Genomic DNA, 12,044 nt, shown 5'->3' with positions numbered 1-12,044 from the left:
CTTCTTCGAACTCACAACTATACCTCCTGAATTTTCCAGTTTCAGGATAGTTGCGCCACACAAAGTGAGGCAGAACCCATTTAAGTGCTAAGTGACACCAGTGAGCAGGCGGTCGAAGTGAGTTCGTCTCGTGTGGCTGCAAGCGCAATTACTCGGAGCCAATCCAAAAGGACGAGTTCATGCATTCGGTAGCACGGAGCCCGCTCGAGCGCCCGCAATACAGCCAAAGCTCGATGCGTTTCTTTGATGGCTTCAATCGGCGCGACACTGTTAGACTTCATAAAGGATTCACGCCCATCACCAAATCCGCCTCCTTCATTCAGCCCGGTTATTGGCCTGATCTTGAAGCCCCATCAGACGAGCCATTAGGTCATCGAAAGCGATGGCGTCTGACTGAAGCAGTCCCGCTTCCTGCATTTTCTGGTAGTCTTGGGCCAGCGCCTCAAGGGCCAGCCCTTCTGGGATCAGGCAAAGCGACCCTGAGAGGGCATCGGCATAGTTTATCGTCGCGCCCGCACGATCGGTTTCGCGGAAAAAGTGCTGTTTGTGCTTCGCAACATCCTGGGCAAGCGGCTTATCCTCCAGCGCCCGAGCAGCGATACCCACAGCCTGCAAGCGATCTAGGTCGTACCAGTGACGCGCATAGCGGTCGCCGCCTCGAAACGCACCCCGCAAGCAATAGGCATGGATAGCTGTTGCCTTTTCCCAAAACGTCCGTTCGGCCATCATCACACGAGGCGTGGCGACGGGCATGAGCAACTCAGGTAGTGCTTGGGAGAGGTCACAAATTACCTCGTGATGTTGTGCCGGCTCTCCTGTGGACCTGGCACCAAATTCCAACAACACCGAGGATCTAACATATCCGCTGCCACTGCGCACCGCGTCGTAGTCCAGATAAATTTTGTCACCTTCTAAACGGGTTTCTGCCAGGAGCGCCGCGGCCTTGACCTTGTCCGACAACATGGGGGCCACTTTTGACCCCACCCACTCGTCCAATCGACTCCGAACGGCTTCGGTCCATTTCTGAGCTTGCGAGCGGCTTGGCGGATATGGATCGTCGGGGTCCTTGATAAGATCGGGAATGATCTGCCGGATATCATATGTCAGGTCGACATCTTCTGAGAACCGATCAATCGCCTTGTAGACCTTGGAAAGCGACGTTCCGCCCTTGAACACCAGGTGTTCGCCGAGATCACTGTCGAACAAGGCGTCAAGCACCCAGACGACCCAGATATCCTTTTCCAACAGGTCTGCAGGCCGCCCCAATTTCGAGGCGGCCACTTCCAGCGCGTCGATCTTGTCTTCACGCGACAGCGAAAAGTAAGTTTGGCTTCCTGTCATTGTGATGGCGCAAGCGCGCTAAGTTCCTTGGCCATCCAAGTTGGCGCAGAGGCTCGAAGGCTCAGAAGCTCCCGCTGCTCCTCTTCGTTCAACGTTGCCTTGATACGCCTCAAAGCCTGGGCAGCTTCAGACTTGCCGAAATAGGCGAGCGCCCGAAAGGCGTGCCCGGCACGGCTGTTAGGCGCACGAAGCTGCCAGCTCGGCACATGTTTAAGCTCGACGCTTTGAGCTCCGAGCTTCAGATGACGGCTTGGCCCGGAGGTCCAAAAAACTTGACGGGATGGATTCTGCGTCGAAATGCCGAGTAGGTTCGCTGCCGACGCTCCGCTTTGCGACACTCGCTCACCTGTTGATTTCGCAATGTGCCCAACCACGGCCTCAACCGAGGGCGCCCGGCTCCCGAAGCGGGTTTTCATGGGCAAGGCGAACAATCCTCTCCTCACACGCAGAAGCTCCCCACGCCGCACCAACCGAGACAGCGCCTGATCGACCGCCGCACGCTCTCCGAGGTGTAACAACTCCCGCGCCGACAGGGTCGCACCCTCCGGCAGCGCTTCAGCATAGGCCTTGATCGCTTGAGATGTGGTTTGCATGTTCGCCTCCAAGTGTCAGATATATAGCTTGGTTTCTGACAGCTTTCAAGGTAAAAGCACCTAAAACAACGAAGGGAGCGTGCTGGAGAAGCCAGCTTAACGAATTGATTTAAGACAATTATGAACTTGATATGTGCATTGAACCCCTCAGAAAACGAACAGTAAGCGGAAAGCTCTATACCCGACGGGATGAGATTAGTGCGTTTATCCGCTTGAGCCTTGATTGGCCCTTTGATGAACTCCTGGACAAAGCTGCGATGCGAGATCGGCGGCACGCCGACTACGTGCCCTCCGAAGTGCTGCTCTATCACCTGAGACAAACCAAGGCCGACAATGCAGATGGCCGGTTTGCGGCACTTTACGACATTTTGCTGGATCGGATTGAAGCTGCATGTCCCCGGCCCAATAGTCGACGCGGCGATAAGGACGTCGAGGATTTTCGCGTAGCCGAGATCCGCGATAAAATAATAGAACGTGTGACAGAGCTCATGTTTGAGGACCGGCGGGACTACGTCGAACAGCTTGACGCATATGAGGTGTTTTTTGACCGGGCCGTTCGCTCCGTCCGCATAGACAAATTCCGGCAGGTAAGTGGTCGGGAAAATGCCACCGAATCCGTTGTGCACCACGATGGCAGTGAGGACATCCGCGAGGAAGTCGAAGAGGCGCTTGAGCGATACAAAAAGCCAAACCTGACAAAAGAAGAAGATTTTGATTACCGGTTTCGCATACGTCGCGCGATTGACGCCTTACCTGAGGAAGAACGAAAGGTGATCGATTTGATGCTCGCAGAATTTCCCATTGAGACAAACAAAGACGGTGAGCCTTCAATGACCCAGCTGCTCGGCTGCGTCGAAAAAACCGTACGAAACAGGCGTGATCGTGCGTTTAAAAAGATCAGACGTGCACTCAAACTGGAGGACAATGATGACCAATAGAGAAGATGTCCTCAGCGACTTCACGATTGAGCCTGAAATGTCGCCTGCCGTGCTGAAAACCTATTTGAAAAAGTACCCTGAATTTGCAGACGAACTTCTGGATCTGTTCCACGAGCTGACAATGAGCGACATGGAAGCGGTCGAGGCAAGTCTTCCGCTTGAGACCAAGGCTATGACGACCAGCGTCTTGCGGGTTCAAAAGGTCGAGCAAGCACTGTACGGCGCCGACGTTCGTGAACTCTCAAAGTCGTTGGGTTTGCCGCGGAGTTTCCTCATGGGGTTGCAAGCAAGTGTAGTCCATATCGGTTCGATGCCGATTTCTCTCCTAAATAAGCTTGCGAAACTGTTGGATGTGAGACTGCAGGATGTCATCAGCGGCATGCAAATTGGCGATCAACAGGCCGTTGCGATGAAATCTGATGTGAAACCTGAAGGGCAACCGGCCATCGAATTCGAAGATTATGTAAACCAGGCTGGATTGACCGAGGAGGAGCAACGCGCATTGCAAAAGTTGCTTGCAGATGATGGATCGGATTGAAGCCGTTCGTCGATGCGCCGCGCGCCTTCATACTGAGCGTAGGAGCAAGGGAGGCGATCCAACCCAGCCCTATTCGTTTGCTCTTCAAGAGGCAGAAGCTCGGGATTACGAAGTCCGCAAGCTCGCTCCTGACCATCCGCAGCTCAAAGGTGGACGGGCGCTCTTGCAGCCGAGAGCCAAAGTCATCCTGCATGAGGATACGGGCATTGAGTTCTTAAATGCGTTTCTTGTTGCCCATGAGATAGGTCATGATGAGTTTGGCGGGGGTATTGATGTCCGGCCAACCATGAACATCGATCCGGCACGATCGTCTGATCCGGCCTCAGTTGGGGCGGATCGCGTTGTCGATTACAGCAACCGTGCCCGCCAAGAAGTCCAGATGGATATGTTTGCGCGGGAGTTCCTCTTTCCGCGCAGTTTGGCCTGGTCCTGGCATGTCGAAGACAACTTTGGCGCAAAGGAGATTTCGGAGCGCCTTGGCGCCCCCTACGACATGGTTGCGGTCCAGCTATTTGATGCGCTTTTGTTACCGGTGTTGGAGGAAGCGCCGGATATCGCAAGCCCGCCCAAACCATTGAACCGCGAGCAACAGATTGCTGCGGATCATGACGGAAAGGCGCTTCTTCTGAAGGCGGGACCCGGGACAGGCAAAACCCAGACTCTCGTTGGCCGCCTGTCTGTACTTCGAGACCGTGATGTGCAGCCAGAATCCATTCTGCTCCTGACATTTTCCAACAAGGCCGCAGGAGAGATGACCGATCGGGCGCTGCGGGTTTGGCCGGAAGCGGCTGGTGCCGCTTGGATTGGGACCTTTCACTCATTTGGGCTTGATATCCTGCGCAGGTTCCATGACCGCGTGGGTCTTCCCGCAGATCCACGTATGATTGATATTACTGAAGCCATTGCCCTGTTGGAGGATGAATTCCCACGGCTGCGTTTGAAGCATTTCAACGAACTTTGGGATCCGACAGATACCCTGCGGTCTCTCCTTTCCGCCATTTCACGGGCCAAGGATGAGGTAGTCGACAACATCCACTACCGTAAACTCGCCGAGCAAATGATGGAGGCCGCAGATACAGAGGAGGATATCGAGGCAGCAGAAAAGTGTCTGGAGATCTCAGCCGTCTATGATCTATATGAAGGCCTCAAGGCGGAACGCGGCGTGGTAGATTTTGGTGATCTGGTCGCTCGACCGACAATGCTCGTCGAAAGTGACGTGGATGTTCGCGAGAAACTTCAACGACTCTATGACCATGTTCTGGTGGACGAGTATCAGGACGTAAACCGGGCCAGTGTGCGATTGTTGAAAGCGCTGAAGCCCAAAGGCACCAACCTGTGGGTGGTGGGAGATGCCAAACAATCAATTTACCGGTTTCGAGGTGCATCCTCGTACAACATTGATCGATTTGAGACCGAGGATTTCTTAGGAGGCGAAAGTCTCCCACTCAATGTCAATTACAGATCATCACAAGAAATATGCGACACATTCAAGGGTTTTGCTCAAACGCGCATGGCAGCTGCCGGGGTGGGCTTTGAGGCCACGGCGTTTAAGGGTACTAATGGGGTTAGTCCCGTGTTTGTGGGTGTTGATGCCAAGGATCGTGAAATAGACGAAATCGCCCTCCGAATAAAACAGGCCTGCAACGAGACCACGTCTTTCCGTGACCAGGCAGTAATATGTAAGGGCAATGCGAGACTGGCAGAAATCGCCGCTGGCTTAGAGGCGCGGGGGATTCCGGTCTTGTTTCTTGGGCCCCTCTTTGACCGACCAGAAATCAAGCAAGCGCTTTCCGTCCTTTCCCTAGTGGTTGATCCGCGCGCCATGGGACTTGCCTGCGTCGCGTCTCTCCGCCCATTTCAACTGGCAATTGAGGATGTCTCAACCTGTGTTGATGCGATTCGTGCCGCTAGAAACACGCTGCCCTTGGACTGGAGGCAAACGCTTTCGGGCCTAGACGACATCAGCGAGGAGGGTGAGAAGTCCCTCTCAAGGTTGATTGAGGTGTTTGGGGAGTTTGAACCCACTTCGTCGGCCTGGCGCGTGATTACAACTCTCTATCTTGATAAGACGCGCTTGGCCGCCGAATTTGCGAAGGGAGCAAGATCAGGCAATGCAAATCCTGCGATTGCGCTGTGGCAGTTTCAGAACTTTCTGAGATCAACATTGCCGAAAAAATCCGGGTACCCCATTCGCGATCTTCTCGATCACATCCGACGCCTTGTCATAGTGTCAGATGAACGCGACTTACGCGACCTGCCTGAAGCTGCACAAAGCCTCGACGCTGTCCGGATCATGACCATTCACGGCAGCAAGGGCCTTGAGTTCAAGGTCCTTCATTTGCCGGCATTGACCAGCCGATCCATTCCGCTGTCAGCTAAGCAAAATCGCGGACTCGCACCTCCTGACGGCATGATCGAGGGTGCGCCCTTTAAGGGCTGTGACGCGCTCACGTCCGGGCATGACGAGGAGCAGCAATGTTTGTTTTTCGTCGCTTTATCCAGAGCGGAGGAGCGACTGATACTTTATGCCTACAGCAAGCGATCGAAGTTCGTGGATGACATATCTGGTCATGTTCTGAACGAATCTCCGCAATCGGCATCGGCTGAAGGTGCGGTATCAGCGAACGGAATAAAGTTGGAGGTTGATGGCATCGCTCGCATATCGCCTTCTGAGCTTGCGACCTATGAGAAGTGCCCACGGCGATTTTTCTTTGCGCATGTGTTGCAAGTCGGCGGTCGTCGCGCAGAGTCGCCCCTTATGCGTATGCACAACGCAGTCCAAGGCGTTGTCGATGAGCTGACGTCTCGTTTGAACGATGAACCAAGCGAAGCCGAGCTCGCAGCCATCATGGATAAGGCGTGGATGGAAAATGGTCCGGCGGATCATGGATACGCTGCCGAGTACCGTCAGACCTCAGACGAGCTGCTGAGTTTTTTCCGATTGCTCCGCACAGGCGAAAAACGGCGCGCACCAACCCCAATTTCCTTGAAATTCGGTGAGGCAGAGATTGTCGTATCTGCACATGAGGAAGTCGATGCTGGGTCTGGCAGGGTACTGCGGCGCATCAAAACAGGACGAAAGACCACGAACGCTGTCGAGTCCTTAGATGCGGCTGCGTTTCAACTTGCCGCTGAAGGCCACGGCGAGGCTGAGTTCGTGTTCTTGACCGGCGCGACCCAGGACCGATTGACCATGAGCAGTACGAAGTTGGGGAACCGGAAAACAAAGATCGCTCAAGCTGCAATTGCGATCCTCGAAGGGCATTTCCCCCCAAAACGCAGCGATCGCTGCGCCCGCTGCGCATATTTCTTCATCTGCAGCGAACCGCCCTCAGGCACGCTCCGAAAAAAAATTGGATTAGGCTTACCGGATTCCTCCTGACGCCGCGATTGTCCTTGTGAAGGCGCAGACATGAGGTTTGCGTCCGCCAACTTCTTAAGGACGAACACAATGAAATCGCAAGGAAATGATCCTCGCTTCCCGGTTTTCATCGCCGATGAGGGCCTCAACTTCAAGAAACACGTTTTCGATGACCCAAAGGTTCTCGGTCGCCAGTTGATCGAAGCTGCCGACGGGCATCCTGTTGATGAGCATGTGGCAATCGCCATTTTGCCAAATGGGGACTTTGAAGACATTCGCCTCGACGAAAGCTATGATCTGCGCGGTCGCGGTGCTGAAAAAGTGCTGGTCGCGCGGACGGACCGTGTCTTCAAGTTTAAGATTGACGACAAGGATCTTGAATGGCCGCGCGCGTGCATCAGCGGATTTGTACTGCGTAAGCTTGCTGACCTGCCGGAAAACTACAATCTCTGGCAGGAAATCCCGGGCCAGCAGGACCGCAAGATTGCTGACAGCGATGTCATCAATCTCGATGCCAAGGGTGTGGAGCGGTTCATCTCGCTCATCGATCAGACGACGGAGGGGGACACCCTTCCTTCGTTTGATCAGACTTTTCTGGTGGACCACGGCTATCAGTTCGAAGTCGTTCAGGAAGGCCGTGAGACCGGCATCATCCTGAAGTCGCTCGAGCTGCCTGAAGGCAAATTCAATGTCGAAGCCGCGGATATCCTTGTACGCCTGCCAGCCGGGTATCCCGATTGCGCGCCTGACATGTTTTATGCCTCTCCGCATTTGACGCTGGCGAACGGTCAAGTCCCGAAAGCCTGTACAGTGCAGCACACTTTTGCAGGTCGTGTTTGGCAGCGCTGGTCGCGCCACAACAACGCCTGGCGGCCCGGCATTGATGGTTTGCGCACGATGGTGGCACGGATCAAAACAGCTCTCGCCGAGGCGCGGCCATGAAGGGCCCGTTGGATGTTATTCTGGCTGGTCCGCACGAAGCCGGTATCCGGTCCCTGCTCGCGCAGGGTGCCGGTGCTGAGCGTTCCGCCTACATGCTTTTTGGGACGGCGGCGATCGAGAAAGACCCCTGGACGGACACTGCTCGCACACGGCTAATTTCGCATGCGTTCATCGATCTCGATGATGACGACGTGGTCTCAGCCTCCGAGCGCCACGTGACGTGGCAAACCGACAGCTTCATGAGATTGCTTGGTCGCGCCAAGTCCGATGGTTTGGTTCCCGCCATCATTCATACCCATCCAAAGGGACGGGCCCGTTTTTCCAAACAAGATGACCGGAACGAGGCGGAACTTGCGCGGACCGCCCTGATCAAGGGTGCACCCGGACTGATCAGCGTTTTGATTGCGAGCGACGGCGAGATTGCCTTGAGGATTTGGCGCTCGGCCGAAAAGCCAACGGCTATCGCGCGTATTCTTCACACAGGACCGCGCCTGACCCTCACCGCGGAGAACGGCAGCAATCTGGGCTTCCTGGACCGTCAAACCCGACTCTTCGGCGATCAGGCCAATGCAATGATCACGCAGTTTCGGTGCGGCATTGCCGGAGGGGGTGCTACGGGAAGCGCAGTGTTGCCCTTGCTGATGCGTCTTGGTGTGCGCGAAGCGGTCCTCTTCGAAAAGGACCATGCTGAAGATACAAATCTCAACAGGCTCCATGGCGCACGACAGGAGGATGTTGATGCTCATCGAGCCAAGGCCGACATTCACGCGCGGACAGTTGCGGAGGCCAATCTTGGCATGTCGTTGGCAACTATCAATGCCTGGGCCGGAGAGCCATGCACATGGGACGCGTTGAAATCTTGTGATGTGATTTTCTGCTGCACGGATGACCACGCCGGTCGGCTCTTTCTGAACCGCTTCGCCCGTTTCTATGGCATTGCGGTCATCGATGTCGGGCTCGCAATGCAGCGTCGCGATGCTCAGTCGTTCGATCTGTTTGCCCGGGTTACCACCCTTGTGCCAGGACACCCCTGTCTGCTTTGCGGCGGGTTCATCAACCCGCAACGCGCTCGCGAGGAGGCCTTGCAGCGAACTGATCCAGAGGCTTATGAAAAACTGAAAGAGGAAGCCTATCTGCTCGGTGAGGGTGATCCCTCCCCTGCCGTTGTGACCTTCACGACAGAGGCGGGTGCCATGGCGGTCAATGAATGGCTGACCGGTATCACCGGGTTCGCCGGAGCAAACGGAATGGCACCGACGCGGATGCGACGGTTTCACGCGCGCGATGAGCGTTTTCCTGAGATTTCGCCGCGCCCAGGCTGCCTGTGTTGTGATGCAACTGAAACTCCAGGCCGGGGGGACATGACGCCCTTTCTGGACATGGTGACGTGAGATGAAAAAGTTATTGGCAAACCTGCTTCGGCAGCTTGGAGTACTTAAGTATGACTATCTGGTGAGCAGGCAGGACGCCTTCCCGCAAACGCCTGAAACAGAACCGGAAGAGTTAGTCCTGGTCGAGAGCGGCGCGATCCAAAAATGGGCCTGTCTCTCCTGCCCTGGCGGCTGTGGTGAGAGGATCGCTTTGTCTCTCAACCCAGATCGTCGACCTCGCTGGATCATTAGCACAGATTTCTGGCAAAGACCCACACTCCACCCGTCGGTGCACCAGCAAAACGACTGTGGGTGCCACTTCTGGGTAAAGAAGGGAAAGGTTCACTGGTGCAAAGGTGGACGGCCGCAAACGCCAAAAGAGAAAGCGGAACGACACAAATGCTAAGCGAGCGAACAAAGCGACCTGTGCGCCTCGAACTACAACCCGAGCAATCGGGGGCATAATCATGCGGTTCGCATTAGACGACGACAAACGAGTTGAAGCCAGCCCAGGCGCCAAAGGCAGATGCCCTGGTTGCGGCGATGACCTCATTGCCCGATGCGGGACCAAGACGGTCTGGCACTGGGCGCACAAAGGACAACGCCACTGCGACCATTGGTGGGAAAACGAAACGCAGTGGCATCGGGATTGGAAGAACCAATTCCCGACAGATTGGCAGGAGATCGCTGCGCGCGACGAACATGGCGAGCTTCACATCTCAGATGTTAAGACATCCAAGGGCTTGGTGGTTGAGTTTCAGCACTCATACATCAAGCCTGTAGAAGCGCGAACGCGGACAAGGTTTCACAACCCTATGTTTTGGGTTATTGACGGAACGCGTCGTAAGACCGACCGCAAGCAGTTTGCAACCGCGCAAGCAGATGGCGTGAAGCATCCGACAAAGGACGGGCTGGTTGAGCAGCTCTGGGTTTACGATTCAAGGTTGCTAAAGGAATGGGTCCATGTCGGCGTGATCGTCGCCTTTGATTTTGGGGAGGACACGGTGTGGCTTCTTCGGAGAGTCAAAGGTGACTGGGCCTATGGATTTGCCTATCCGAAACGATCACTTGTCGAGAACATTTTAAAGGGAACTCCGATACCGGACGTGTTGTTTGGCAAACCTGTTCGGCAAACGGTGCGGTACCGTCGGCTTCGTGCCAGGTTCTAGCGTTCGGTTTCCATCAGGTTCAACTGACACAGATCTTTTTGGGACCGCAGACCCTCAGGCCTTTGCGGACAAACCTGCATCCTCCATCTGCTCGCGGTCCGGCAGGTCCTGCAGGGAAGGCAGGTCGAAGGCAATCAGGAACTGTTCTGTCGTCACGAAGGTGTAGGGCGCCCCACGCCGAGGCGACCGTGGTCCGGTCCCAATCAGGTCGCGCGCATGTAGCCGACCGATCAGGTCGCGGCTGATCTCCTTGCCGAAGATATCCTTGAGCCCGTCGCGGGTGATCGGTTGATGGTAGGCGATAGCAGCGAGCACCGCGACGTCGAATTCACTCAGATCGAGTAGCTGGTCCCCGACATCCGCCGCAGCGCGGATCGCGGGCGCGTAGGCCGCCCGGGTCCGGAATATCCAGCCGCCGGCGACTTGAGCGATCTCGAAGGCCCGCCCGTCCAGATCGGCGGCGAGGTCCTCGACCAGCAGATCGACCGAAGCCCCCTGCCCCACCACGCGGACCAGGTCGTCGCGCGGCACCGGCGAAGCTGAGGCAAAGAGCACCGCCTCGATCCGGCGCATCCACTCGCGCCAGCGCAGCTCCGGCGGCAGGTCGGGCAGCTCGCGATCTAGTTCGGCGTCAGGACGATCCTTTGCCATCGCTACACCCCGTAGAGCCGAAAAGTGTCGCGCCCGGTCAGCTCCCGCACCGCGCCGAGTTCGACCAGCCGGTCGCAGAGCCGCCGCGCGGCCCGATCCGGCAAGGGCAAAGCCGACGGCGCCACGGCATCGCGGGTCAGGAACATCTCGACCGCGTCGCCCGCCCCCTTGGCCCGGAGCTTGGGTGCGACCGCCTTCAGATGCGCCGCCCGACGCACGAGGTCGGTAGAGAGACGCACCACCTCGAACACCGAAGAGATGAGTGCCCGATGACAGGCCAGGCGCAGGTCGTCGCCTTGCTTACGCAGGTCCGCGCGCTTCAGACCCGCGGCAAGCAGCGGCACCAGATGATCCCAGCCAAGCGCTTGCGCCATAGCCGCATCCGCGAGGATCAGCGCAGCTTCGTCAGCACGTGGCGCCTCGCGCAGAACGGCTTCCAGCGCCATCGCGGCCCGGGTCACCGGCGCCCCTTTTCCGGCATCAAGCCATGCGGCAATCTGGCTCGCCTCGGAGCCCGGCAAGGCACGACCCAGCGCCTTGATCGACACCGGACGATGCACCGCACGCCACCAGGCCAGGGCGGTCTCGCCCGCCGGTCCGGGTAGATCGCCGGGCCGCAGCAGGTGCACCGCGTCGCGCAGCTCCGCCTCCCGCTCCGGCCGCCCAGAGAACGCGACACAAGCGGCCGCCGCCCGCAGCGCGAGCTGGTCCCGCAACAAGGCTTGGGGCACCTCCGCGCGTCCTAGCACAACATGCAGGTGGTTCAGCGCCGCACCCGATAAAAACGCAACATCTTCAAGGGTTTCAGCGCGTGCAGAGGTGACCCAGGCGGGCATCCGGGGTAACGTGTCGAGGTCGCTGATGTGATCTGGCCGGGCGAAAGACATGCGTGAAGCCTACACTCGTGCGGCGGTTTCTGCCAGAAAATAGCACTCAAACCGCCTCACCTTGCCGCATCCATTTATGTCCAATAAGTTTGCCTTATCGGACATGAAGAGATACGCTGCGGCACAGTGTCAAAATCAGCGGATTTTCAGGGAAAGCTGTCGGATGACCGGAATTCAGGTTCTGCCTCACTTTGTGTGGCGCAACTATCCTGAAACTGGAAAATTCAGGAGGTATAGTTGTGAGTTCGAAGAAG

11 protein-coding genes are annotated in these 12,044 nt (G+C 56.7%); 7 read left to right on the top strand and 4 right to left on the bottom strand.

The window, feature by feature from the left end:
• Positions 1–315: 315 nt before the first annotated feature.
• Both RBB18_RS22785 and RBB18_RS22780 read right to left on the bottom strand, forming a co-directional pair.
• Positions 316–1,341 carry a nucleotidyl transferase AbiEii/AbiGii toxin family protein gene (locus RBB18_RS22785; RefSeq protein ID WP_306112584.1) on the bottom strand — a complete coding sequence of 342 codons (1,026 nt, stop codon included), beginning with the start codon at positions 1,339–1,341 and terminating at the stop codon, positions 316–318.
• Positions 1,338–1,934 carry a DUF6088 family protein gene (locus tag RBB18_RS22780; RefSeq protein ID WP_306112585.1) on the bottom strand — a complete coding sequence of 199 codons (597 nt, stop codon included), beginning with the start codon at positions 1,932–1,934 and terminating at the stop codon, positions 1,338–1,340. Before RBB18_RS22780 ends, RBB18_RS22785 begins: the two co-directional genes overlap by 4 nt.
• Positions 1,935–2,065: 131 nt before the next feature.
• Here RBB18_RS22780 and RBB18_RS22775 point away from each other — a divergent pair, with 131 nt between their 5' ends.
• From RBB18_RS22775 to RBB18_RS22745, 7 genes are all read left to right on the top strand, one after another.
• Positions 2,066–2,872, top strand: a complete 807-nt coding sequence (locus RBB18_RS22775; protein WP_306112586.1) for a hypothetical protein — start codon at positions 2,066–2,068, stop codon at positions 2,870–2,872.
• Complete coding sequence (locus RBB18_RS22770) at positions 2,862–3,410, top strand: hypothetical protein (RefSeq protein WP_306112587.1); 549 nt, start codon at positions 2,862–2,864, stop codon at positions 3,408–3,410. The genes RBB18_RS22775 and RBB18_RS22770 overlap by 11 nt, the downstream gene beginning before the upstream one ends.
• Positions 3,394–6,792: an ATP-dependent helicase gene (locus tag RBB18_RS22765; protein WP_306112588.1), complete on the top strand. Its 3,399-nt coding sequence runs from the start codon at positions 3,394–3,396 to the stop codon at positions 6,790–6,792. Before RBB18_RS22770 ends, RBB18_RS22765 begins: the two co-directional genes overlap by 17 nt.
• Positions 6,793–6,861: 69 nt before the next feature.
• A complete protein-coding gene (locus tag RBB18_RS22760; RefSeq protein ID WP_306112589.1) occupies positions 6,862–7,713 on the top strand; it encodes a multiubiquitin domain-containing protein in 852 nt (283 codons plus the stop codon).
• Entirely contained in the window at positions 7,710–9,104 is a 1,395-nt protein-coding gene (locus RBB18_RS22755) for a ThiF family adenylyltransferase (protein ID WP_306112590.1), read from the top strand. Before RBB18_RS22760 ends, RBB18_RS22755 begins: the two co-directional genes overlap by 4 nt.
• 1 nt (position 9,105) lies before the next feature.
• Positions 9,106–9,489, top strand: a complete 384-nt coding sequence (locus RBB18_RS22750; protein WP_306112591.1) for a DUF6527 family protein — start codon at positions 9,106–9,108, stop codon at positions 9,487–9,489.
• 61 nt (positions 9,490–9,550) lie between these two features.
• Positions 9,551–10,252 carry a competence protein CoiA gene (locus RBB18_RS22745; RefSeq protein ID WP_306112592.1) on the top strand — a complete coding sequence of 234 codons (702 nt, stop codon included), beginning with the start codon at positions 9,551–9,553 and terminating at the stop codon, positions 10,250–10,252.
• Positions 10,253–10,306: 54 nt separating this feature from the next.
• Here the strand turns inward: RBB18_RS22745 and RBB18_RS22740 are convergent, their stop codons facing one another.
• Positions 10,307–10,903 (bottom strand): SMC-Scp complex subunit ScpB, encoded by a 597-nt coding sequence (locus RBB18_RS22740; protein ID WP_306112593.1) that lies wholly within the window; start codon positions 10,901–10,903, stop codon positions 10,307–10,309.
• A gap of 2 nt (positions 10,904–10,905) precedes the next feature.
• The gene (locus RBB18_RS22735) at positions 10,906–11,790 is read right to left on the bottom strand and encodes a DUF1403 family protein (RefSeq protein WP_306112594.1); all 885 of its coding nucleotides are present in this window, start codon (positions 11,788–11,790) and stop codon (positions 10,906–10,908) included.
• Positions 11,791–12,044: the final 254 nt, after the last annotated feature.

The organism is Roseovarius sp. MMSF_3298 (assembly GCF_030733705.1).
GTDB lineage: Bacteria > Pseudomonadota > Alphaproteobacteria > Rhodobacterales > Rhodobacteraceae > Roseovarius > Roseovarius confluentis.
Note: the sequence above shows the minus strand (reverse complement) of the source record. Positions and strands in the feature narration are given on the sequence as shown.

Coding starts and splice junctions, on each gene's coding strand:
- RBB18_RS22755 (WP_306112590.1), top strand. CDS start 7,710: ATGAAGGGCCCGTTGGATGTTATTCTGGCTGGTCCGCACGAAGCCGGT.
- RBB18_RS22735 (WP_306112594.1), bottom strand. CDS start 11,790: ATGTCTTTCGCCCGGCCAGATCACATCAGCGACCTCGACACGTTACCC.
- RBB18_RS22785 (WP_306112584.1), bottom strand. CDS start 1,341: ATGACAGGAAGCCAAACTTACTTTTCGCTGTCGCGTGAAGACAAGATC.
- RBB18_RS22770 (WP_306112587.1), top strand. CDS start 2,862: ATGACCAATAGAGAAGATGTCCTCAGCGACTTCACGATTGAGCCTGAA.
- RBB18_RS22740 (WP_306112593.1), bottom strand. CDS start 10,903: ATGGCAAAGGATCGTCCTGACGCCGAACTAGATCGCGAGCTGCCCGAC.
- RBB18_RS22750 (WP_306112591.1), top strand. CDS start 9,106: ATGAAAAAGTTATTGGCAAACCTGCTTCGGCAGCTTGGAGTACTTAAG.
- RBB18_RS22775 (WP_306112586.1), top strand. CDS start 2,066: ATGTGCATTGAACCCCTCAGAAAACGAACAGTAAGCGGAAAGCTCTAT.
- RBB18_RS22765 (WP_306112588.1), top strand. CDS start 3,394: ATGATGGATCGGATTGAAGCCGTTCGTCGATGCGCCGCGCGCCTTCAT.
- RBB18_RS22780 (WP_306112585.1), bottom strand. CDS start 1,934: ATGCAAACCACATCTCAAGCGATCAAGGCCTATGCTGAAGCGCTGCCG.
- RBB18_RS22745 (WP_306112592.1), top strand. CDS start 9,551: ATGCGGTTCGCATTAGACGACGACAAACGAGTTGAAGCCAGCCCAGGC.
- RBB18_RS22760 (WP_306112589.1), top strand. CDS start 6,862: ATGAAATCGCAAGGAAATGATCCTCGCTTCCCGGTTTTCATCGCCGAT.